Annotated in this window: 18 protein-coding genes; 8 read left to right on the forward strand and 10 right to left on the reverse strand. The window is 72.6% G+C overall.

Annotation, left to right across the window (positions count from 1 at the left end):
- The first annotated feature begins 101 nt into the window (after positions 1–101).
- From J8M51_RS42335 to cpt, 4 genes are all read left to right on the forward strand, one after another.
- A complete protein-coding gene (locus tag J8M51_RS42335; protein ID WP_086763810.1) occupies positions 102–2,705 on the forward strand; it encodes a tetratricopeptide repeat protein in 2,604 nt (867 codons plus the stop codon).
- Positions 2,706–2,960: 255 nt separating this feature from the next.
- Positions 2,961–4,076, forward strand: coding sequence for an ADP-ribosylglycohydrolase family protein (locus J8M51_RS42340; protein ID WP_086763808.1), 1,116 nt, complete (start codon positions 2,961–2,963; stop codon positions 4,074–4,076).
- A 47-nt stretch (positions 4,077–4,123) separates the two neighbouring features.
- Positions 4,124–4,570 carry a GNAT family N-acetyltransferase gene (locus J8M51_RS42345; RefSeq protein ID WP_267300018.1) on the forward strand — a complete coding sequence of 149 codons (447 nt, stop codon included), beginning with the start codon at positions 4,124–4,126 and terminating at the stop codon, positions 4,568–4,570.
- A 52-nt stretch (positions 4,571–4,622) separates the two neighbouring features.
- The gene (cpt, locus tag J8M51_RS42350; RefSeq protein WP_086763781.1) at positions 4,623–5,156 is read left to right on the forward strand and encodes a chloramphenicol phosphotransferase CPT; all 534 of its coding nucleotides are present in this window, start codon (positions 4,623–4,625) and stop codon (positions 5,154–5,156) included.
- Positions 5,157–5,411: 255 nt separating this feature from the next.
- Here cpt and J8M51_RS42355 read toward each other — a convergent pair whose 3' ends face one another.
- On the reverse strand, positions 5,412–6,995 hold the full coding sequence (locus J8M51_RS42355) for a sodium:solute symporter family protein (RefSeq protein ID WP_086760702.1): 1,584 nt from the start codon (positions 6,993–6,995) through the stop codon (positions 5,412–5,414).
- Positions 6,996–7,204: 209 nt separating this feature from the next.
- Positions 7,205–7,993 carry an SDR family oxidoreductase gene (locus J8M51_RS42360; RefSeq protein WP_086760711.1) on the reverse strand — a complete coding sequence of 263 codons (789 nt, stop codon included), beginning with the start codon at positions 7,991–7,993 and terminating at the stop codon, positions 7,205–7,207.
- 89 nt (positions 7,994–8,082) lie between these two features.
- On the opposite strand from J8M51_RS42360, the gene J8M51_RS42365 reads away from it, so the two are divergent.
- Positions 8,083–8,964 (forward strand): hypothetical protein, encoded by an 882-nt coding sequence (locus tag J8M51_RS42365; protein ID WP_086760705.1) that lies wholly within the window; start codon positions 8,083–8,085, stop codon positions 8,962–8,964.
- 135 nt (positions 8,965–9,099) lie between these two features.
- Here J8M51_RS42365 and J8M51_RS42370 read toward each other — a convergent pair whose 3' ends face one another.
- From J8M51_RS42370 to J8M51_RS42380, 3 genes are all read right to left on the reverse strand, one after another.
- Positions 9,100–9,291, reverse strand: a complete 192-nt coding sequence (locus J8M51_RS42370; protein WP_086760707.1) for a DUF397 domain-containing protein — start codon at positions 9,289–9,291, stop codon at positions 9,100–9,102.
- Positions 9,292–9,560: 269 nt separating this feature from the next.
- Positions 9,561–10,418, reverse strand: a complete 858-nt coding sequence (locus tag J8M51_RS42375; protein ID WP_086760709.1) for a helix-turn-helix domain-containing protein — start codon at positions 10,416–10,418, stop codon at positions 9,561–9,563.
- 487 nt (positions 10,419–10,905) lie between these two features.
- Complete coding sequence (locus J8M51_RS42380) at positions 10,906–11,664, reverse strand: GOLPH3/VPS74 family protein (protein ID WP_059084037.1); 759 nt, start codon at positions 11,662–11,664, stop codon at positions 10,906–10,908.
- Positions 11,665–11,957: 293 nt separating this feature from the next.
- Between J8M51_RS42380 and J8M51_RS42390 the strand changes: the two genes are divergently transcribed.
- Entirely contained in the window at positions 11,958–14,897 is a 2,940-nt protein-coding gene (locus J8M51_RS42390; protein ID WP_409003421.1) for a D-alanyl-D-alanine carboxypeptidase, read from the forward strand.
- Between the two features lie 114 nt (positions 14,898–15,011).
- On the opposite strand, the gene J8M51_RS42395 is transcribed toward J8M51_RS42390, so the two are convergent.
- The 4 genes from J8M51_RS42395 to J8M51_RS42410 all read right to left on the reverse strand — a co-directional run bounded on the left by J8M51_RS42395 (position 15,012) and on the right by J8M51_RS42410 (position 19,453).
- On the reverse strand, positions 15,012–16,784 hold the full coding sequence (locus J8M51_RS42395; protein WP_398857994.1) for a hypothetical protein: 1,773 nt from the start codon (positions 16,782–16,784) through the stop codon (positions 15,012–15,014).
- A 159-nt stretch (positions 16,785–16,943) separates the two neighbouring features.
- Positions 16,944–17,813 carry a MerR family transcriptional regulator gene (locus tag J8M51_RS42400; RefSeq protein ID WP_216590827.1) on the reverse strand — a complete coding sequence of 290 codons (870 nt, stop codon included), beginning with the start codon at positions 17,811–17,813 and terminating at the stop codon, positions 16,944–16,946.
- Positions 17,814–17,933: 120 nt separating this feature from the next.
- Positions 17,934–18,440, reverse strand: a complete 507-nt coding sequence (locus J8M51_RS42405) for a glutathione peroxidase (protein ID WP_236067926.1) — start codon at positions 18,438–18,440, stop codon at positions 17,934–17,936.
- A complete protein-coding gene (locus tag J8M51_RS42410) occupies positions 18,437–19,453 on the reverse strand; it encodes an ArsR/SmtB family transcription factor (protein WP_267300020.1) in 1,017 nt (338 codons plus the stop codon). The genes J8M51_RS42405 and J8M51_RS42410 overlap by 4 nt, the downstream gene beginning before the upstream one ends.
- A gap of 98 nt (positions 19,454–19,551) precedes the next feature.
- Here J8M51_RS42410 and J8M51_RS42415 point away from each other — a divergent pair, with 98 nt between their 5' ends.
- On the forward strand, positions 19,552–20,808 hold the full coding sequence (locus tag J8M51_RS42415) for an MFS transporter (protein ID WP_267300021.1): 1,257 nt from the start codon (positions 19,552–19,554) through the stop codon (positions 20,806–20,808).
- Between the two features lie 35 nt (positions 20,809–20,843).
- Here the strand turns inward: J8M51_RS42415 and J8M51_RS42420 are convergent, their stop codons facing one another.
- Positions 20,844–21,755: a hypothetical protein gene (locus J8M51_RS42420; protein ID WP_267300022.1), complete on the reverse strand. Its 912-nt coding sequence runs from the start codon at positions 21,753–21,755 to the stop codon at positions 20,844–20,846.
- A gap of 430 nt (positions 21,756–22,185) precedes the next feature.
- On the opposite strand from J8M51_RS42420, the gene J8M51_RS42425 reads away from it, so the two are divergent.
- Entirely contained in the window at positions 22,186–22,425 is a 240-nt protein-coding gene (locus tag J8M51_RS42425; protein ID WP_086754766.1) for a hypothetical protein, read from the forward strand.
- Positions 22,426–22,775: the final 350 nt, after the last annotated feature.

Raw genomic sequence — 22,775 nt, forward strand, 5'->3', positions numbered from 1 at the left:
CATCCCCAGGTGTTTTTCGGCGCGTTGGATCACAATGGAAGCCGCGGGTGGCGGAAAACCGTGGAGAGATCTGGCGACCGAGACAGGCCGGAGGGGTACGCATGGGACGGGCGCAGCCGCCGATTCCCACGATGCGGGAGCTGATCCGGCGGCGCACCCGCCAGGGCTTCATCGGCCGGAACGCCGAACGCGCGGCGTTCCGGGCCAACTTCGACCTTCCCATCGAGGACGAGCGGCGCCGCTTCCTCTTCCACGTCCACGGCAACGCGGGTATCGGAAAGACCTTCCTGGTGCGGGAGTTGGAGCAGATCGCCCAGGAACACGGAGCCCTCACCGCGTACGTCGACGACGGCGTCGGCAGCGTGCCGGAGGCCATGGCCGTGGTCGCCGACCGGTTCGCCCGGCAGGGGCGGCGGTTCAAGGAACTGGAACGCCTGCTCACCGTCCACCGCGAGCGCCGGTACGAGGCGGAGCTGGCCGCCGCCGTGGCACTGCCCGAGGGGGAGGCGGGAGGCGCGGGGGAGCCCGGGCCGCCGGGAGGCGCCGGCGGAGTCGTCGCCGAGCCCTCCGCCGCGAGCATGGCCGCCGCCCGCGCGACCCTCGTCGCGCTCGGCCTCGTACCGGTGGTCGGCCCCTTCGCCGGTGCCGTCGACCCGGCCCAACTGGCCCGCCAGGCGGACCGTCTGCGTACGGGACGCGGCGTACGGCCGCGCGGCCACGAGGACGCCGGACTGCTGCTCGACCCCGAACTCGCGCTCACCCCCGCGCTGTTGGAGGAGCTGAGCGGGGCCGCCGCCGAAGTGCCCTGGCTGGTCCTTCTCTTCGACACCTACGAGCGGACCGGCGCCTTCCTCGACCCCTGGCTCCACGACATCGTCTCCGGCGACCGCCACGACCCCCTCCCCGGCAATCTGATCCTCGTGACCGCCGGGCAGCGCCCCCGCGACGCCACCCGCTGGGGCGGCCTCACCGACTTCGTCCTCGACCTTCCCCTGCGGCCCTTCACCGAGGCCGAGTCACGCGGCCTCCTCGCGGCCAAGGGCGTCCTCGCCGAGCCCGTCGTCGATGAAGTCCTGCGGCTCACCGGCGGGTTGCCCGTCCTCGTCTCCACCCTCGCCGAGGCCCGCCCCGCCGGCCTCGACGACCTCGCCGACGCGGGCGACGCGAGCGCCACCGCCGTGGAACGCTTCCTGCGCTGGGAAGAGGACCCGGTACGCCGGGCCGCCGCCCTCACCTGCGCCCTGCCCCGCTGGCTGGACGCGGAGGTGTTCCGGGCGGCCGTGACGGGAGCCGGAGGCGAAGCCGGGCCGGAGGCGGGCACCGACGCGCTGTTCGCCTGGCTGCGCGCCCTGCCCTTCGTCGCCGACCGCGGCGACCGGGTCGTGTTCCACGAGGTCGTGCGGGCGCCGATGGTGCGCTTGCAGCGGATGCGGTCGCCGCGGGGCTGGCGCGAGCGGCACCGGGGCCTGGCGGAGACGTTCGCGGGATGGCGGGCGGAGGTCGGAGCCGGGCCGGCGGGGGAGGAGCCGTGGAGCGCGGCACGGTGGCGTGAGCTGCGGCTGGCCGAGATGTACCACCGGCTGTGCGCGGGGGAGCGCGGGGCGCTCACCGAGGTCTTGCGGGACGCCGTGGAGGCGTGCGGGCAGGGCGTGGCCGTGGCCCGGCGGTGTGCCGAGGCCCTCGCACAGGCGGGGCAGGACACCGACGACGCGGACGCGGCCCGCTGGGGCCGGGACCTGCTGACCGCGCTGGAGCGGGGCGGTGTCCACGACGCGCTCGGCGCGCTGCTGCTCCGGGCCGGCCTCGACACCCCCCGGGAGGCGTACGCGCACGCCCTGCGCGGGCGCGCGCTGCACCGGGACGGGGCGCACGAGCGGGCGGTGACCGAGTACGACCGGGCGCTCGCCCTCGACCCCGGGTCGGCCACGGCCTGGCAGGGCCGGGCCGTCGCGCGGGCGCACACCGGGGACCACGCCGCCGCCGTGGCCGATCTCGACCGGGCCGACGCGCTCGCCCCCGACGACCCCACCACCCTCGTCCTGCGCGGCGACTACCACCGCCTCCTCGGCGACCCCGACGCGGCTGTCGCCGACCTCGACCGGGCGGTCGCCCTGGACCCCGTACGCCGATCGACCTGGGCCTCCCGGGGCGCCGCCCGGCACGCGCTGGGCCGCCTCGACGAGGCCCTCGCGGACCTGGACCGCGCCCTGGAGCTGGACGGGGAGTACGTCTGGGCGCTGGTGCGCCGGGCGCGCGTACGGCGCTCCCGGGGCGAGCACCAGCGGCAGCTGGCCGATCTGCACCACGCCGTCGCCCTCGACCCCGACGCCCCCTGGGCCCGCTGCGAACGCGGTGACGCCCTGCGCGCCGCCGGCCGCGACGAGGAGGCCCTCGCCGACTACGACCGGGCCCTCGCCCTCGATCCCCTGTACGCCTCCGCGTACGCCAGCCGGGGCGCCACCCACCTCGGGCTGGGCCGCCTGGACGAGGCCCGCACCGACCTCGACGCCGCGCTCGCGCTGCTCCCCGACTACGCCTGGGCCCTGCGCCACCGAGCCGCCCTCCACCTCGAACTCGGCGACCCGGAACGGGCGTTGGCCGACGCGGTGCGGGCGCGCACGCTCCGCCCCGACGACCCGCTGATCACGGCCGTGCACGACCGGGCCGCCCGCGCGACCACGACGCGACCGGACCGTCCGGAGTGAACTGACCCGCCTTGGCTGTTGCGCGGGCGCACGGTTTCTTCGAAAGTTGGACTTTGGTACGCCGTCTGTTCAGATCTGTTCGTCCGGTGGTCGAGCGGCCCGGTCGGGTGTGTCCTAAGAGACGTTTAACGCTCACCAAGAGCCCTGAACGGACCGTTCCTGTTCGATTACAGTGCTGGACTGTCGAGCCGTACGGGCGTACGGATGTACGGACGTATGGACGTACGGGTCGATAGGGGCCATGAGGAGGCCGGGGTGGGTGCGACAGCCGGTGCCGTCTGGGGGCGGGTCGAGCAGCAGGACTTCCGCAGCCGGGTGCGCGGGACGCTGCTGGGCGCGGCCGTCGGCGACGCGCTGGGCGCGCCGGTCGACCAGCTCACCCTGGCGCAGATCGGCGAGGCGTACGGCCCGGAGTGGCTGACCGATCTGGCCTCCGCGTACGGCAGACGCGGCGCGATCACCGACCTCACCCAGCTCACCCTGTTCACCGTCGACGGTCTGATCCGCGCCCAGGTCCGCCGCGACACCGGCGCCTGGCACCCGCCGACCGATCTGCACCGCGCGTATCTGCGCTGGGCCGCGACCCAGCGAGACTGGGGCCCCGACGAACGCCGCAAGGACGACGGCTGGCTCGCCCGTGAGGAGTGGCTCTACGCGCGCCGCGACCCCTCCCTCATCTGCCTCCTCGGCTTCGCCGACGGGACCATGGGCACCCTCGACGCCCCCAAGAACCCCGGCGCGTCCGGCGCCGAGGCCGCCGCCCGCTCCGCGCCGTTCGGTCTGCTGGTCGGCTGGGAACCCCAGCTGGTCTTCCAGCTGGCCGTCGAGTGCGCGGCCCAGACCCACGGCGACCCCACCGCGTATCTGGCCGCCGGCTCGTACGCCGTCATCGTGCACGCCCTCGCGCGCGGCGAGAGCCTGGACGCGGCCGTGCAGAAGACCCTGGTCCTGCTGGCCGCCCGCCCCGGCCACCAGCAGGTCGCCGACGCCCTCCAGCAGGCCCTCGCCGCCGTGCGCCAGGGCCCACCGACGCCCACCGCGGTCGAGCAGCTGGCCGGCGACGGCTGTGCCGCCGGGGTACTGGCCGTCGCCGTGTACTGCACCCTGGTCGGCGAGGACGTACGCCACGGTCTGTGCCTCGCCGTCAACCACGGGGGGCCCTCGGGGGCGTCCGGTGCCCTGACGGGCGGCCTCCTCGGCGCCCTCCACGGCGAGACCGCCCTGCCCCCCGCCTGGCTGGCGGAGCTGGAGGGCCGCCCCACGATCCTCGTCCTCGCCGACGACTTCGCCCTGGAGATGACCCAGGGCCCGTCCCTCCACGCCCCCGGCGGAGCGGTCCCGGGCTGGCTCACCCGCTACCCGCGCGCCTGACCCTCCGGCAGCGGGGCACGGTCCGGACGCCGGATAGCGTGAGGGGCATGGCTGACTGGAACACACGTCCGGCGTCGGCGGCGGACGCCGAGCCCGTCGCCGAGCTGCGCGCCGTGGTCATGCGCCCCGACCTCGAACGCCTCGGCCGCTACGACCCCGACCGCGTCCGCCGGCGCCTCCGCGACGCCTTCGACCCGTCCCACACCTGGATCATCGAGGTCGGCGGCGCCTTCGCCGGCTGTGTGGCGCTCCGCCCGGCCCCGGACGCCCACTGGCTGGAGCACTTCTACGTCGCCCCCCACCTCCAGGGCACCGGCATCGGCACCGCCGTACTCCACGACCTCCTCACCCGCCACGCCCCCACCGGCGTCCCCGTCCGCCTGAACGTCCTCCGCGGCAGCCCCGCCCGACGCCTCTACGAACGCCATGGCTTCCGGCTGGAGTCCGAGGACCCGGTGGACGTGTTCATGGTGCGAGCGCCGGACGGCACCTGAGCCGTAGCGGAAACGGTTTCCGGTCGGGCGCGGCGCGCCCTACCGTGGTCCGGTGGCCACTCAGATGATCATCCTCAACGGCGGTTCCAGCGCGGGCAAGTCCGCGATCGTACGGTGCCTGCAGGCCGAACTGCCGGACCAGTGGCTGGCGTTCGGGGTGGACACCCTCACCGAGGCGATGCCCGCGAGGATGCAGCGGGCGGACGACGGCATCGGGATCTCCGCCGACGGCGAGGTCAGCATCGGAGCGGACTTCCGCGCCCTCGAACAGGCCTGGGCGCAGGGCGTCGTGGCGATGGCCCGGGCGGGCGCCCGGATCGTCGTCGACGACGTCTTCCTCGGCGGAGCCGCGTCCCAGCGGCGCTGGGAGAAGCTGCTCGACGGTGTGGACGTGCTCTGGGTGGGCGTCCGCTGCGACAGCGCCGTCGCCGCCGGCCGCGAGATCGCCCGGGGCGACCGGGTCCCGGGCATGGCCGCCGCCCAGGCCGACCTCGTCCACGAGGGCGTCCGCTACGACCTCGAAGTCGACACCACCCGCACCGAGCCCCTGATCTGCGCCCGCGCCATCACCACCCACCTCGCCTGACCACCGGGACCGCCCCCCGGCAGCCCGCGAGGGCCGCCCCCGGTCACCTCCCGGGAACGGCCCTCGCGGGCTCGGCACGGACGAGCGGACCCCGTCGTCGCCGGAGCGGGCCCTCTAGGGCCTGTCTTCACATTCCCGTCGTCGCCCGAAGGGCGGCCCCGCGGCGTCGTGGGGGTACCTCCCGGTCGAGCGAAGCCGAGAGTGGGGGAGCGTGCATGGCGTCGCGGGGCAGGCGGGAATTTGAAGACGCAGGCCCTAGACCCCGCTGGGCCGGGCCGCGTTCTTCTGGTCCTCCTGGGCCGGCACCGCCGCCGCGGCCCCGGCACCGCCCTTGCCGTCCCCGTCGCCGTCCGAGTTGATCTGCTCGATGATGGCGAGCCGCTCGGGCGTGTCCTCGGGCTTGACGAAGCCGATGAGGATGTAGAGGACGAGCGAGACCGCCAACGGGATGGACACCTGGTACTGGAGCGGCACCCCGTCCTCCAGGCTCCAGTCGATCGGGTAGTTCACCAGCCAGAAGGCGAACAGCCCGCACGCCCAGCTGGTGAGCGCCGCCGTCGGACCGGAGCGGCGGAACGGCCGCAGCAGGCCCAGCATCATCGGGATGGCCATCGGGCCCATCAGCCCGGCGACCCACTTGATGACGACGGTGATGATGTCCTTGAAGGCGGGCGAGTTGACCTGGGTCGCCGCCGCCATCGACAGGCCGAGGAAGACGACCGTCGTGATCCGGGCGACCCGCAGCCCCTGCCCCTCGCTCCACGTCCGCGCCCGGCGCCAGATCACCGGCGCGCAGTCCCGGGTGAAGACGGCGGCGATGGCGTTGGCGTCGGAGGAGCACATGGCCATCGTGTGGGAGAAGAAGCCGACGATGACGAGGCCCAGCAGCCCGTGCGGCAGCAGCTGTTCGGTCATCAGGGCGTACGAGTCGGAGCCGTCGCCCTTCTCCGACGTCACCAGCAGCGGTGACATCCACATCGGGAAGAACAGCACCAGCGGCCAGACCAGCCACAGGGCCGCCGACAGCCGGGCGGAGCGCTCGGCCTCGTGCGGGGTCGCCGTGGCCATGTAGCGCTGGGCCTGGTTGAGCATGCCGCCGTTGTACTCGAAGAGCTTGATGAAGAGGAAGGCGAGCAGGAAGACCGTGCCGTAGGGGCCGACCAGCGGTTCGGCGTGGCCCTTCAGCTCCGGGCGGTCCCAGACGCCGAAGAAGCCGCCGTAGTCACCCAGTTTCGCGACCACGGCGATGAACATCGCGATGCCAGCGAGGAGTTGGATGACAAACTGGCCCAACTCCGTGAGCGCGTCCGCCCAGAGGCCGCCGATCGTGCAGTAGACGGCGGTGATCGAGCCGGTGATCAGGATGCCCTGGTTCAGGGAGACGCCCGTGAACACCGACAGCAGGGTCGCGATCGCGGCCCACTTCGCGCCGACGTCCACGATCTTCAGCAGCATCCCGGACCAGGCCAACGCCTGCTGGGTGCCCAGGTTGTAACGGTTCTTCAGATATTCGAGCGGGGAGGCCACATGCAGCCGTGAGCGCAGCCGGTTGATACGCGGCGCGAACAGCTTGGAGCCGATGGCGATGCCGAGCGCGATCGGGAACGACCAGGTCACGAAGGAGGTGACGCCGTAGGTGTAGGCGATGCCGGCGTAGCCGGTGAACATCACCGCGCTGTAGCCCGACATGTGGTGCGAGATACCGGAGAGCCACCAGGGCATCTTGCCGCCGGCGGTGAAGAAGTCACTGACGTTGTCCACGCGCTTGTGCGACCAGACGCCGATGGCGACCATCACACCGAAGTAGCCGATGAGCACGGCCCAGTCGAGACTGTTCATGGGCCCCCTTCCAGGGTCCGCCGCCAGAGTCGGTCATGTGCATGGTCAGGCATGTGAACTCTGGATTCGACGGCATGCCCACGGCAAGGAAGGGGAAGGTCAAGAGGGGGCAAAGAAGTTCCGAGCGATGACCTCGGTTCATGTACATGAATGGCGAGTGGCCGGAAAGGATCACCCTCCCTTCAGGGCTCTGTGTGACGAGGCCGAGGTCAGCGCATCAGTTCCCCGGCGTTGACGAGCAGCGACTGGCCGGTGATCGCCCGTGCGCGGTCGGACGCCAGGAACACCGCCGCGTCCGCCACGTCCCCGTCCGTGGCCAGCTCCGGCAGCGCCATCCGCTCGGTGAGCCGCGCCAGCACCTCCGCCTCGGGCACGCCCTCACCGTGCGCCGCGAAGCGTACGTACGCCTCCACGGGCGGCCCCCACATCCAGCCCGGCAGCACGGTGTTGACCCGGATCCGGTCCGGCCCCAGCTCCCGGGCCAGCGAGTACATCGCGCTCGTCAGCGCGCCCTTGGACGCCGCGTACGCCGCCTGCCGCACCTGCGAGGGCGCGGCCACCGACGACTGGGTACCGATGATGACGACCGAGCCGCCGCCCGCCGCCCGCAGACCGGGCAGACAGGCCCGGGTCATCCGCAGGGTGCCCAGCAGGTTCACGTCGAGGACCGCCTGCCAGGTGGTGAAGTCGGCGTCCTCCAGCCCCCCGAAGTAGCTGTCCCAGGCGGCGACATGCACCACCGCGTGCACACCCCCGAACCGCTCCCGCGCGAGCGCCGCGAGCGCCGCGCACTGTGCCTCGTCGGTGATGTCGGTCGCCCGGTACGCCGTGTGCGCGCCGTCCGGGTCCACCTCGGCCGCGGCCTTGGCGAGATTCGCCTCCGTACGCGCCCCCAGCACGGCGTTCCCGCCGTCCCGTACGACCGCCGCGGCGACCCGCTGGCCGAGCCCGGCCCCGACCCCCGAGACGACGACGGTCTTTCCGGCGAGCAGTGGCATCGCGGACATCGAGGACCTCCCGGCTCTGGCGCATTATCTGACGGAGCGTCAGAGTATGGGCGACCGCAGGTGGACGGAAGGGGAAGCACATGAGCGACCGCGACCGCGCGTACGACCGTGCCCGCGACCGCACGGGTGAGGACACCCGCAGCGCCACGTACGCCGAACTGGCCGCCGTCGGCCCGTACGGCGTCCGCCCCGGCCATGCCCTGATCACCATGGTCGAGCCGCACCCGGGGCACGAGTACGCGTACAACCGCTGGTACGAGGACGACCACTACTACGCGGGCGCGATGGCCATGCCCTGGATGTTCGCGGGCCGCCGCTGGGTCGCCACCCGCGACCTCCAACTCCTGCGGACGCCCGAGAAGTCGGCGATCGCCGAGCCGGTCACCGCGGGCTGCTATCTCTCCACGTACTGGATCACCGACGGCCGCTACGACGACCACATGCGCTGGACCGTCGCCATCAACAAACGGCTGAATCGCGACGCTCGCGTCTACCAGGACCGTACGCATGTCTTCACGGCCTTCCAGGACCACGAGGCGACCGTCTACCGCGACGGCGCCGCCGGGCCCCGTGACTTCCACGCCCTGGACCACCCGTACGCGGGCCTCGTCCTCCAGGTGATCGACGCCGAAGGGCCCGAGGAGCGCGCGGAGTTGCTGGAGTGGCTGCGGGCCCGTCACCTCCCGAAGCGGCTCGCCGGCTCGCCGTCCGCGATGGTCACCGTCTTCCGGCCGACCCCGCTGCCCCTGGACCGGATGTCGTACGTGAAGCAGGTCGAGGGCGTCGACACCCGCCTCACCCTCCTGTGGTTCCTGGAGGCGGACCCCCGCGACTGCTGGGAGTCGCACTTCGCCGGTCTGCCGGAAGCGGTCGGCGAAGGCGGCCTCGGCCGGGTCGAGTTGCTGGCGCCCTTCGTCCCGACGGTCCCGGGCACGGACCGTCATGTGGCCGAACTTCGCTGACCGGGCCGGAGCTTGGGGCGCCGCGGGCACAAGCCGAGCCCCCTCGGCCAGGACGGCGGGCCGGTCGAGAGGGCTCTGTCGGTGATGCTTGTGGAGTTGTCGTTCAGGCGCTCGGTCGAGGGCCGGAACGGTGGCTCAGGCCTTGACGGAGGTGACGAAGGTGTTCCACGTGTCGGCGGGGAACGCGAGGGTCGGACCGTCGGTGACCTTGGAGTCCCGGACTGCCATGGCCGACGGGACGGGGGACTTGATCTCGACGCAAGCGCCGTTCCCCTGGGAGTAGGAGGACTTGACCCACCCGTCCGTGGCGCCTTGCTGAATTGCCATTTCTGCTCCGGTGCTGTTTCGTCGCTGACTTGCTGTCGCCGCACCGCGCGTTCCACCCGGAACCCGCGGTGCGGATTGCGCCAAGACTGCTGACCTCTTGGCGTGATCGACGCTACTCGTCAGCATCGGCAGACGAAGCGACTATTCACTCGTGCGGGTGGCATATTCCATATTGGTCTTCCGTTGAAGTATGTGGAGGGTGTATCTTCCGGCGCCTCGCTTTGCAGGAGTGTCCAGGGTGACCGTTCCTGCCACCGGGCTCCCGCCGCTCAGCGCGCGTACTCCTTCGCCACGTTCTCGATGTACTGCCGCGACTGCTCCACGTTCAGGGCCTGCGCCCGCAGGTGCTCGTACATGACGGTGTACTTCTGCACGTCGTGCGGTTTCTCCAGATAGAGATCGCTGGTCACGCCCTCGATGTACACCACGCTCGAATCGGCCGCGTCGACGAACTCCAGGATGGCGTACTGGCCGTTGATGCCCGGATGGGCGCCCACCTCGAACGGCAGGACCTGCACCGTGACATGGGGCACCTCGGACAACTCGATGAGATGCTCCAGCTGTTCGCGCATCACCGACTTGGAGCCCACCACCCGGCGCAGGGCGGCCTCGTCCAGCACCGTCCACAGCCGCAGCGGGTTGTTGTCGGTGGTGACGCGGTCCTGGCGCCGTATCCGTACCTCGACACGCTTGTCGATCTCGGTCGCCGACGTCTCCGGCAGCGCGCCCCGGATGATGGCCTCGGCGTACGCGCGGCTCTGCAGCAGCCCCGGGACGACCTGGGGGTCGTAGACGCGCAGCGACTCCGCGTCCGTCTCCAGACCGATGTAGACGCTGTACGGGACGTCGCCGAACGCGTGCCACCAGCCCTGCTGGCGCGAGTCCTTGGCCATCTGCATCAGGGAGTCGACGAGACGCTGGTCCTCGACCTCGTAGACGCCGCAGAGGTCGCGGACGTCCCGCTGGCTGATGCTGCGCCGGCCGTTCTCCAGGCGGCTGATCTTCGACTGGGAGACCAGCAGCCGCTCGGCGACCTCCTCGGCGGTCATGCCCTTGAGCTCGCGGAGCCTGCGCAGCTCCTGGCCCAACCGGCGTCGCCTGACGGTGGGATTGACATTGGACGCCACGGGACGTGCACCTCCGGCTGCGGGCCTCTGCTTTGCGTATCTGCTGCTGAGCAGATTGCCACCAAGGTGCGTGGTACCGCTGGAAAACGGCGGATATGCGCTGCGCACGCGCTGTTCGCGCCGGTGTTTTTCCGCCGTGGAGGGATCTCCGCCGGACATGTGCGCCGACGGGGGCGAACATGCGGTCGCGCGGGGCGTGTGCGGCCGTACGTACGGCCGCACACGCCCCGCGCGAACCGGCGGCTCCCGAACCGGGTCCTGGGGGTCCCTGCGGCGGTTCGGCGCCGGCGGTGCAAGTGCAAGGTGCAAGTGGTGCGGGCGGTGCGAGTAGTTCGGGCGGTGCGAGCTGTGCGGGCGCGGCGCGGGCGAGCGGCGCGCATGACGCACGTGGTGCGGTGGGCGCGGACCCGCGGCTCCGGGGTCCGGCTCCCACGCGCACCTCGGTGCGTCGGCGCGTGCTTCGGTGCGTCGCGTCGCGTGCCGCTGCTCAGTGCGCCACTACGCGGGCCATCGAGCCGCGGCGTGGCTGCATCGGAACACCGCGTGCGGGTTCCGGTGCGGGTGGCCTGGCGCCGGGGGCGGCCTGACGGCCGGTCGGTGCCGGGCTGCGGCGCGGCTGTGCGGCCACGCCGTTCTGCACGTCCATGACGGCGTGGGCCACCAGGCCCCCCATGGGGTCGTGCCGGATCAGGTCCCGCAGCCGGGAGCGGGACGAGCGTCCCTCGTTCCCCGGATACAGGTGCTTGCCGAGGCCGACCGCGTGCGCCAGGGCGGCGAGCGCCGCGGTCCGCGGGTCCGGCGGTACGCCGGTGCGGATCGCGGAGTCCAACCGGGCACGGATCTCCCGGCTGATCTCGGTCTGACTCGCCTGGTAGCGAGTCGTCGGCAGCACTCCGCACATCTGGCCCGCCACGGCATGCACCATGCCGCACCGCTCCAGATGCGAGAGGTAGATCTGGCGGAGCCCGAGACGGGGCCCGCCTATCCAGTGGACCGCCCGCACCGGAGCGCCACGCCTTCGCAGCAACTCCAACGCGCAGTCCAGTGTCGGATCTCCAGTCGGCCGTGGGGACACCACGGCGATACGATCCCCGTCTGGGGCTATCCGTCCGGCCAGCGCCAGCTCCACTAGCTGCGCTCCGGCCAGACCAAGGTCGAGCGACTGCGGCTGTGCGGTGGTACCCGTGGCCGGGTCCAACGCCAGCAGCAGAAGCTCCTCCGGAAGTGTTCTGCGGCTCCTGCCCATCCATGCCTCCCCGCGTGGATGAAAGACAGGGTGACCCCTCTCACATTGGTCTGTCGAGGGTGCGTGACCGGAATGTAGTGGAACCGGTAGGTATGTCGTTCTCGTCTACCGCAGTGGTTAAGCCCGCACACAGGACACTGGTACATGGTTCGGACAGCGGCGCGGCGCGGTGGCGCGGCGGTGACTAGTGTCCGGGGCGGCGGGATTTCACGGATTCCGGATCGCGGACGCTGGATTCACGGTTCGGTTGGGCGCGCGCTCCCTGGACGGGCGGCGCGCGGGAGGAGGCATCGGTGGCGGGCACGTCCCCCGACAGGTCGAAGCGGTACGAGTCGTCGACGGAGTCGACGTCGGGGAACGAACCGGCGGTTCCGGACCCCGGAGACGCGGCCCCGGCCCGGCCCTCCGCTCCGGACCCACGCCTCTCGATGTCCCGCCCCACCGCCCCGAAGCCCGACCAGGCGACCGCGGTCTTCACCCGCCGCTCGCTGCCGGCCCGGACGGAGCCGGAGGACACGACGCCGGACACCTCCGCGTCCCGCGAGCCGGCGGCCCCTACGCAGCCCCGGACGGGCACGGACCCGGGTGGCACGGGCTCGGACTCGGACTCCAGCACGGGCGCGGACTCGGGCACGGGCGAGCCGACTGAGGCCGGGGCTTCGGCCGCCGCTGAGGTCCCGGCGCGAGCCGAGGCGGCCGACGATGCGCCTGGGCGCGGTGCGGCTGCCGGTGGCACGGGTGCCGATACGGCCGACGGTGAGGGCACGGGTCCGACCGAGGGCTCTGAGGGCTCTGAGAGCTCCGAGGGCTCCGAGGGCTCGGGCATGGACGCGCGTGACGCCGGGTCGGGTGGCGGCGTGGGCTCGACCGGGGAGCCCACGGACTCTGCCGGGGGCCCTGAGGGCTCGGACGGCTCCCCGGAGGCACGGGCGGACGAGGACGGGCGGAGCGCGGACGGCGACGAGGCGGCCGACCCGAAGCCGACGGCCGGGGCCGGTGACGCCACCCCGGGAGAGGGCACGAGCCCCGAGGCCGAGGCCGACGCCCCGGTCGACGCCGCGCAGGCGGCTGCCGAGGCTACGTCGGCCGATGTCCAGGACGAGGCTCCCGGCGCTGCGCGGGCCGATGTCGAAGATGCCGCCCCCTCCGCCGGTGCCACCGCGGCCGGGGCTGCTGGGCCCGGTGCGCGTGACGCCGTGGCTTCCGAGGTGACCCCGGTCGATGCCGCGCAGGCAGCCGCCGAGGCCGCGTCGGCCGATGTCGAGGACGACGCTCCCGGCGCCGCGCGGGGCGATGTCCGGGACGCCGCGCCCTCTGCCGGTGCCGGCTCCGCCGGTGCCCCCGCCCCCGCGCCGAAGGCCCCCGAGGCCGGTGGTGTCGACGCCGGGCGGCCCGGAGCGGCAGGTGACGGGCCGGAGGCCGCCGACGGTGAGGGCGCCCCGCAGGGGCCGCCCGCGGGCGACGACGAAAGCCGCACGGGTGGTGCGGGTGGGGAGTCCGAGGGCGAGGGCGGAGCCGAGGCGGGGCGGGGGGTCGATCAGCCGACCGCGATCTTCCGGGCGCCCCGGGTGCCCGCGGTCGACCAGCCGACCACCATGCTCAAGCTGGGCAGCGTCCCGAAGCCCGCAGCCGAGCCCGACGCCGCAGCCGAGGGCGCCGGTACGTCCGAGGGTGCCGGTACGTCCGAGGGCGCCGACAGCGCCGAGCGCGGCGCCGGAGCCGAGGCTGCCGGTCGGGCCGAGGCTGTCGCCGGAGCCAAGGGCGCCGATGAAGCCGAGGCCGCGGCATCCGCCGAGGCCGCACCCCCCGCTGAGCGCACCAGCAAATTCGTAGCCCTGAAGCCGCTGGACAGGACCGCCCCGCCCAGGCCCCCGGCCCCGGCCCCCGCGGAGGCGACGCGGGCCCTCCCGCAGGTGGGCCCGGAGCGGACGACACAGCAGCCGCTGCCGCCGAAGCCGCCGCTGGACCTGCTGGCGGAGCTGACGAACACACCCCCGCCGCGCCAGACCCCGGTGCGCACGATCATCCGCCGGGTCAAGATCTGGACCCCGCTGGCGATCCTGCTCGTCATCGTATTCGCGATCGCACAGAACTTCCGTCCGCTCCCCACCCCCTCGCTCACCCTGACCGCCGACGAGTCGTACGCGTTCAAGGGCGAGAAGGTCACCCTGCCGTGGCCCGGCGAGGGCCAGGGCTGGATGGACGTCAACGGCATCGGCACCGTGGACAGCTTCGGCGAGCAGAAGCCCGTGGCCATCGGCTCCGTCGCCAAGGCGATGACGGCGTACGTCATCCTCAAGGAACACCCGATGAAGCCCGGCGCGAAGGGCGCGACCATCCCCGTCGACGCGAAGGCGGAGACCGAGGGCGGTTACGACAAGGACGGCGAGTCCACGCTCAACACCGTCAAGGAGGGCGACGAGCTCACCCAGTACGACGCGATCGCGGCCATCATGATCCCGTCCGCGAACAACATCGCCCGGCTGCTGGCCCGTTGGGACAGCAACGGTTCGGAGGAGGAGTTCGTCAAGAAGATGAACGCCGCCGCCAAGGACCTCGGGATGACGAACACGACGTACACCGACCCGTCCGGGCTGAAGGAGACGACCGTCTCCACCGCCGAGGACCAGGTCAAGCTCGGCAACGCGCTGGTGAAGATGAAGGCCCTGACGGACATCACCAGGCTCCCCGAGTGGAAGGACCCCTCCGGTCTGAAGCACCGGAACTACAACACCCTCGTCCCGTACAACAACGCCATCGGCATCAAGACCGGCTCCACCACGGCCGCCGGCGGCAACCTGCTCTTCGCGGGCACCCAGGAGGTCGGCGGCGAGACGGTGATCGTCGTCGGTGCGATCCTCGGCCAGCACACCCCGCCGATCATCGACACGGTCAACGCGGTCAGCAAGACCGCGATGATCGCCGCCCAGGACGCCCTGACCTCCGACACGATCCTGAAGAAGGGCGACGTCGTCGGATACGTGGACGACGGGCTCGGCGGACGGACCCCGGTGGTGGTCACGAAGAACGTCTCGGCGGTCGGCTGGGCGGGCAAGACCGTCAAGGTCGAACTCGACACGAGCGCGACCATCGCGCACGAGGCGAAGTCCGGCACCGAGGTCGGCAAGCTGATCGTCGGCGAGGGCTCCGGCGAGGGCGTGGAGGTCCCCGTCGCCCTCCAGCAGGACCTCACCGAGCCCGACTTTCTCACCAAGCTGACCCGAGTGAGCTGACCGGCCGAACGCCACGGCGCCCCTTCCGACCGCAGGGTCGGAAGGGGCGCCGTGACGTGTGCGGGGCTTGTTCCCAGCCTCTTTTCCCGCCTCTTTCCTCGCCTCGTCTCCCCGTTACTCCTCTGCCCCGTTCCCCCGCTCTGCCTTCTCGTCCGCCTCCTTCTCGCACTCCAGGGCCGTCTGCCGGGACGGCCCGCCGTACTGGGAGCTGATCCGGACGTTCCCCGGCTCGTGCACGGTCAGGCGGGTGAACTCCGTGAGGTCGCCGTCGGACTCGCGGTCGGCGGTGAGGCAGCCGTTGTCGGCCCAGAGCCAGGGGGAGTAGGCGACCCGGACGGTGACCTCGCCGGCCTTCGGCATGTGGACGACGAGGTTGGCGCCGTCCGCGCTGACGACGGTGGCCGGCCGGTCGACCAGCGGGGTCGCGTTCTTCACCCGGTAGATCTTCCAGTTGGCGTCCTGCCAGAGCGGCTCCAGATAGTCCGGCCCGCTGGTCACCAGCGCGTGCTCCAGCTCGGCGGGCCCGTCCGGCTCGCCGTTGACGAGGACGACGAAGCCGACCGCCCACTGCGACAGCCACGCCTTGTACGCGGACGGCGTGAACGCGCCCTCGGGCACCTCGGTCCCGCCGTGGCCCTCGTAGAAGAGCCGGCCGCGCTCGACGTCGGCCTGACGGTTCCAGCCGCGCGCCATGTTGATGTACGGCGCGAGGATGGCGGCCTCCCGGTGGTCGCGGGCCGGGACCACCTCGACGCGGGTCTTCCACGCGCCCAGCCGCTTCAGCTCCTTCACCACCCCGTCGGTCTTCACCGCCCACTCGGGGACCTTGGTGTTGGTGACGATGTCGGCGGTCGTCTTGCCGGTGAGCCAGGTCACGGACAGCACCAGGGCCACCGCGCCGGCCACCGTCCGCCGCCGGGGCGTGAACCAGGACAGCGGGAGCCGGTCCTCGGCCGTACGCGCCTCGCCCCGGTACAGACAGATCGCCAGGGCCGCCGCCGGGCCCGCCAGCTCCAGGAGGCGTTCGACGTTCGTGCCGATGGGGGTGGGGATGAGGTAGCAGAGGACCACGCCGAGCGCGTAGATCGCGGCGCTCAGGCGGAGCACCCGCCAGGCGCTCGGCGCGACCAGCACCACCACCGCGCACAGCACGACCGGCGGCCATATCCGGCTGAACGCCATGGGCTGCTCGCCCTCGAAGGGGAACAGCAGCGTGGTCACGGCGACCACGGTCACCGGCGGCGCGATCAGCGCCGCCGCCCGGCCCCACTCACGGCACAGCAGATACGCGGCGCCGACCACGAGGAGGAACAGCCCGGAGACGGGGCTCCCCAGCGTGGACAGCGTCGCGCACACCGCCGCCGCCGCGAGCTGCCGCCGGCCGCGCCCGCTCAGCACCGCCAGCAGGGCGCCCATCGCGAAGGCCGTGCCCAGCATGAACGTGGAGCGGCCCGACACCACCTGGCACCACAGCGAGAACGTCGCCGCCAGCGCGACCGGCACCGGCGCACGTACACCCGTACGAGTGACGACCGCGCCGGCCAGCCAGGACGCGGAGAGCCCCGACACCAGCGTCACGGGGACGACGCCGAGCGCCGCCATCAGATACGGCGAGAGCACGCTGTAGTTCGCCGCGTGCAGCCCCCCGTACCAGAACAGGTTGACCGCGGAGTCCGGGTACGTCTTCGCGAACTCCGCCCACGCCACCTGGGCCGCCAGGTCGCCGCCGCCGGTCGCGAAGACCGCCCACCACACGAAATACAGCGGCAGGGCGCACAGGGCGGCCGTGAGAGGGACCCGGTGGCGCTGCCGCCACGGCTCGCGCGACGGCGACGGTTTGTCCGCACGCGAGACCGGTCGTCGTGGGGTCAGCTCGGCAAAGGCCACTGCGGCTCGTCCGTTCCGTTTCGACTCGTGCGGGCGGGTGTTCCTCGTTTGTTGGTGTAGACGCTAATCACCCGCTGACAGTTGGCCGACAGCAGCCGTGCGATCCGGCACGGCCGTAGGGAAACCCCTACGGCCGTGCCGGTGCGCGCATCACACCGCTCAGGATGCGACCGGGAACGCCACGTCGCACACCGGGTCCTCGGGACCCGCCGCGTCCCAGTCCGCGAAGTAGATCTCGCGGCACGGGCCGGTGACCTCCAGGCCCCGCCCGGCGATCCACCGCTCGACCGCCTCGAACGCCGCGAGGATCTGCGGATGTGCCACCTGCGCCTTGCTGATCCGGGTGTACACGAGCCGTCCCGCCGGCTCCACACGCACCCTCGTCTCCCAGGCCCGCCCGTGCTCCGCCGCCCACGCCCGCGCGGCGCCCTCGTCGGCCACCGGCACACACGCCTCGGCGGGCCCGTCGCTCTCCATGGAGACCTCGGAGTGGTACACGACGAACGGCGCGCCGGTGGTCCCGCCGCAGGCCGCCGCCCCCTCCTCCAGCCGCCCCAGCGACGCCCCGATCCACGCCGGCAGCTCGTCGGCGAGGGTGTGCCGTGACTGGGTCAGCAGCACCTGGGGGGCGACATCGACCGTTTCGACGGCGAAAGTCCCGTACGTCTCTTCCATGCCTGACTCCGTATGCGTCAACCGTCCACGGAGGTAGGCGACCAGGGTCCGCTGGGACGCGAACCGCTCCTCGGCCCCGGCCCAGTACGCGGCCAGCGCCTCGGCCGCCCCGGCGCCGTCCCGCTCGCCGAGGTCCACGATCTCGGCGATCCGCGCGAGGGGCATGTCGAGCTGCCGCAACAGGGCCACCAGACGGGCACGTCCGGACTGCTCGGCCCGGTAGTACCGGTAGCCGTTCGCCTCGTCGACGTACGCCGGCGGGAGCAGTCCCAGCCGGTCGTACAGCCGCAGCGCCTTCGCCGACAGCCGCGCGCGGGCGGCGAAGGCACCGATGGTGAGCAGATCGTCGTCCATGTCCAGGGGGGTCACCGGGTCATCCTCCGTCACCGGGCGCCTTCCGCCCGGCGAGAGGGACGGTGCCCCTTGCCCCAGGGGCAAGGTCAACGGTGGCCCTGCGGCAGGCCCCGGCGGGCGTCAGCCGATGGCCTTCTCCACGGCGGCGACCAGCTCCGCCGACCCGGGCTCGGTCTGCGGGGAGAAGCGGGCGACGACCGAGCCGTCACGGCCGATCAGGAACTTCTCGAAGTTCCAGCGGATGTCGCCGGTGTGGCCCTCGGCGTCCGCGTGGTCCACGAGCCGCTCGTACAGCGTGTGCCGGCCCTCTCCGTTGACCTCGACCTTCTCCGTCAGCGGGAAGGTGACGCCGTACGTCGCCGAGCAGAACTCCGCGATCTCCTCGGCCGAACCCGGCTCCTGCCCGAGGAACTGGTTGCACGGCACGCCGAGCACGGTGAAGCCCTGCGCGGCGTAGCGGGCCTGCAGCGCCTCAAGACCGGTGTACTGGGGGGTGAGGCCGCACTTGGAGGCCACGTTCACGACGAGAACGGCCTGGCCGGCGTACTGCGCGAGGTCCGCGGAGCCGCCCTTCAGGGCGCCGATCTCCACGTCGAGGACGGAGGGGGTGGCGTTGTCTGTAGTCATAAACGGATGCTATCTCCGGAAGGATTTTCGCCCCCGCGAGGGTGCGGAGCGGCCCGCACCAGCACCTCCCCCTCCGCCGTCCGCACATACAGCACCGAGCGGCCCGCCCGCCCCCGCCGGACCAGCCCGGCGTCCAGCAGCACCCGCAGCTGCCGCCCGACGGAACCGAGGGCCTGCCCGGTCACCGCGCACAGCTGTGTCGTGCTCATCGGGGAGTCGAGGAGGACGAGGATCCGGGCACGGCTGTCACCGAGGAGGCGGCGGAGGGCGGCGGGCGTGGGGGTCGTATCCATGCCGTTCCCGTCGGCGAGGACGCCCGAGCAGGGGTAGACGACGGCGTACCGCTCCCCCTCCTCCCACGCCACCCACCCCGTCCGCTGCGGAGTGACCGGCACGAAGACCAGCCGCGCCCCGGAGATCTCACGCGGCGGGTACTCGTGCAGATTGACCTGCAGCCGGTTGTCGCCGAGCCACCGCATCCCCGGCCGCATCGCGTCCAGCACCGCCGCCCAGCCGCCCTGCCCGAGCCGCGCGGTCCGGGCGAGCACATCGGCCTCCAGCACCCGTCGCCGCCGCTCCCAGTACGGCCGTACGGTCTCCTCCCACACATACGTCAGGAGGTCGGCCGCGCGGCCCGGCAGGTCGTCCCGGCACAGGTCGGCGGGTACGGGGCCGCGCACGGACAGGGCGAGGTGGGCGCGGGCGGCGGCGGGGTCGGTGGCCCGGACGCGGGCGATCTCGTCGGCGAGGGTCTCGTCCTCGTGCGGTGTGGGCGTGAGGAAGTCGGCGATCCACTCCTTGCCGAGCCCGGCGCGGACGAGCGACGCGGTGACGGGATCGCGGGCCAACTCCTTGCGATAGGCGGGCAGATGGGCCGCCAGCCAGGCCTGCTCCCCGGGATGGACGCCCGCCCCCGCGTGCAGCGTCTTCAGGCTCGCGAACGTCTCCGCGAGCGGCGAGACGACGAACCGGCTCCCGGCGAGCGTGTCGGCGTTGACCTGCCACCAGCCCATGCGGGCACCTCCCGTCCCACCCCCCCCGGCTCCGGCGGGGCTTTCGCCTGTGTGCGAAACATTACGGCGGGCGTGCGCCGGACCGGAGGGTCTTGTCCATGCGTAGCTACCAAGACCTCTTCCGTACACGGGAGTTCACCCCTCTCTTCCTCTCCTCGGCCCTCCAGGTCGCCGCCTCCACGATCGGCGGCCTGGCGCTCGGCACCTCCGTCTACGCCGCGACCGGCTCCCCGCTCCTCTCCGCCCTCAGCATGTTCGGCCCGTCCCTGGCCCAGGTGGTCGGCGCCACGACCCTGCTCTCGGCGGCGGACCGCCTCCCGCCGAGGGCGACGACGACGGGTCTGGCCCTCGTCTTCGCGGCGAGCACGGCGTGCCTCGCGCTGCCCGGCCTGCCGCTGTGGACGGTCTTCGCGGTGATCGCCGCCCAGGGCCTGGTCGCCTCCCTGGGCGGCGGGGTCCGCTGGGGCCTGCTGAACGAGATCCTCCCGAAGGACGGCTATCTGCTCGGCCGCTCGGTCTTCAACATGCTGCACGGCCTCACCCAGATCACCGGTTACGCGACCGGCGGCGCCCTGGTGGCACTGCTCTCCCCGTCGATCACGCTGCTGGTGTCGGCGGCCCTGTACGCGTCGGCGGCCCTGTGCACGGCCCTGGGCCTGACCCGCCGCGCCCCGCGCGCCACCGGCCGCCCGTCCGTCGCCGAGACCTGGCGCACCAACGCCCGTCTCTGGTCGTCGGCCCCGCGCCGCCGCCTCTACCTGGGCCTGTGGGTCCCCAACGGTCTGGTCGTCGGCTGCGAGTCCCTGTTCATCGCGTACGCCCCCGACCGCGCGGGCCTCCTCTTCGCCTGCGCGGCGCTCGGCATGCTGATCGGCGACGTGACGGTGGGCCGCCTCCTCCCGCCCCACACCCGCGACCGCCTGGCCACCCCCCTCCTTCTGCTCCTGGCCGCCCCCTACCTCCTCTTCGCCCTCACCCCACCGACCCCGATCACGGCGGCCTGCGCCACCCTCGCCTCCATCGGCTTCGGCGCGAGCCTGATCCAGCAACACCACCTCCTCGCCCGAACCCCACCCGAACTCACCGGCCAGGCGCTCGGGTTGCACTCCTCCGGCATGCTCACGATGCAGGGCCTGAGCGCGGCCCTGGCAGGCGGCTTGGCCCAACTGACGTCACCGGCCACGGCGATGACCGCGATGGCGGGCGCGTCGATGACGGTGACGCTGGGGTTGTGGGCGGCGGGCCGAGGCGACGAGAGGCCGGGCCGCACGTCACAGGACTCATCACAGGAATCGATGCAGGACTCGATCCGCCCGGACTTCTCCGAGCGTGCCGACGAGTCGCATGCCAACTGAGTAGTGTTTCGGACGAGTTGAGCGGAGCGCTGGACTCAGGCCGCGTCCGGGAGGTGTCGCTGGGCGTCCTGGCGGCAGTCGCGGCAGTGGCTCTGGTCCGTCGAGCGGAAGCCCCGGTCGCAGCCGTCGCAGTTGCGCATGGTCGTGGGGGCCGGGCCTGTCGGGGGTGGTGTGGTGCTGCTGAAGGAGGCGGGCAGCGGCGTCTCCTTGAGGCGGTAGGCGAGGATGCCGGCCGGGCGGACCAGGAGGTGGTCCGGGAGCCCTGTGGTGAGGTGGTCGGTGATGTGCGTGGGCAGCAGGCCCGCCGCGAGCCACCGGCCGACGGCCGGGGCGAGGCGGGCGGCCTCCCGTTCGGAGAGGACGAGGCGGGGGTCGATGTGGCGAAGGCGGGCGAGGACGGCGACGGCTCGGGGGTCGGCGTCGGTGAGCGGGAGGGGTGTCTCGGCCTCGGCCCGCGCGCGCGGCTCCTCCCGCGTCGTCTCCCGCCGCGCGGTCGCGGTCGCGGGGGAGGGGGCGGGCTGCCGCCGGGGCCCACGCGGCCTGGGCGGCCTGGGTGGTTCGGGGGTTCCGTCCGGGTCGGGGGTCGGTTCGGGGGCGATGCCGGGGATGTCGTGGAAGTACGTACGGGTGCGGACCTGACCGGTGGTCGTGCGCTCACGGCGGCGTTCCAGGTATCCGGCCGCTTCCAGCTCCCTCAGCGCCCGCGAGATGCGGATCTCGCCCTCGTCGAAGTGCGCGCACAGGGCGGCGATGCTCACGCAAGTGCCGGTGGGCAGCGAGGAGATGTAGGCCGCGACCCCGACCGTGACCGCGCTGCCGCGCCGCTGCGCGAGGGCGTTGGAGAGCACGGTGAAGTCGGCCGTCAGCCGGGTGCGTACATGGATCACACCGGAGGTCGGAGCTCCGGCGTCGGCGCGCAGGCGCGCGTTAGACTGCGATTCAGCCATCGGGAAGGTGCTTTCTTCCTGGTTGGTCAGGCCCTCGATCGGGATGCCAGTCCCGGCCGGGGGCCGTATCTGTCTTCGGTTGTCGCGGCGAACGTAACCGCCTGCCTCCCACGCCTGCAAGCCGGTCACCCGGACGGGTGACGCGCCCCTCCTGGCCAGGGAGGGTGGGTGGGCGGGTAGTTCTTTCCCCCGGTTCTTGGGGGAGTCGGCGGCCCACCGGCCCCTCGTGCACAAGCCCCCGGCGAGCCGTCCCGCCCCGCCGCCCCGCCGCCCCGCCGCCCGGCTCCCGCCCGGTCCTTGCGCGCTGTCGTACGGGTGTCGCATTGTTCCGCGATTCACCGATGCCATGGCGTGCGGGGGACCGGGCCCGCCATGCTGACGTCCGGCTGAACGTATGCATGTACGTACGTGTGTGTCTCGGAAGGTACCGATGTCCAGAAGGCAACTCTTATCCGTCGTGGTGTTGTTGACGGTTCTCGGGTGGAGCGTGGTGCTCGTCGCCGTCGGCGAGACGGCCGCGGCAGCCGCCGCGGTCCCCGCGCTCGTGCTCAGCGCGGAACAGGTCGTGACGTCGATGACCACGACGGCGATCACGACCACTGCGGCGGCCACGACGGCCACGGCCGAGCAACCCGTACGCGTACCGGATGACGAGGAGCGCGCCGGGTGACCCCGCCGTCCCTGTCGCGGCGGCCCGGTGGGGGCGCGCCGGCGGGCAAGCCGGGCCGGAAGCTGGGGCCGATAGCCGAGGGCGTGGGCCGGGCGCACCGGGCCTGGCTGGAGCCCCTGCGCAGCCGGTTCCTGGCCAGCGGGCTGACGATCGGTGAGCTGAGCGACCGTTCGGGCTGGGCCAAGTCGAAGATCTCCGAACTGCTGCGCGGCACGGGCCGTTACCCGCGCTGGGAGATCACCTACGGCCTCCTGGACGTCCTCGACGTACCCACCTGGCCGATGCGGCGGCTGTGGATGGCCGCCGCGCTGGAGGCGCGGAAGAAGCCGGACTGGATAGACGGCTGCATC

The sequence above is a fragment of the Streptomyces griseiscabiei genome (assembly GCF_020010925.1).
Taxonomy (GTDB): Bacteria; Actinomycetota; Actinomycetes; order Streptomycetales; family Streptomycetaceae; genus Streptomyces; species Streptomyces griseiscabiei.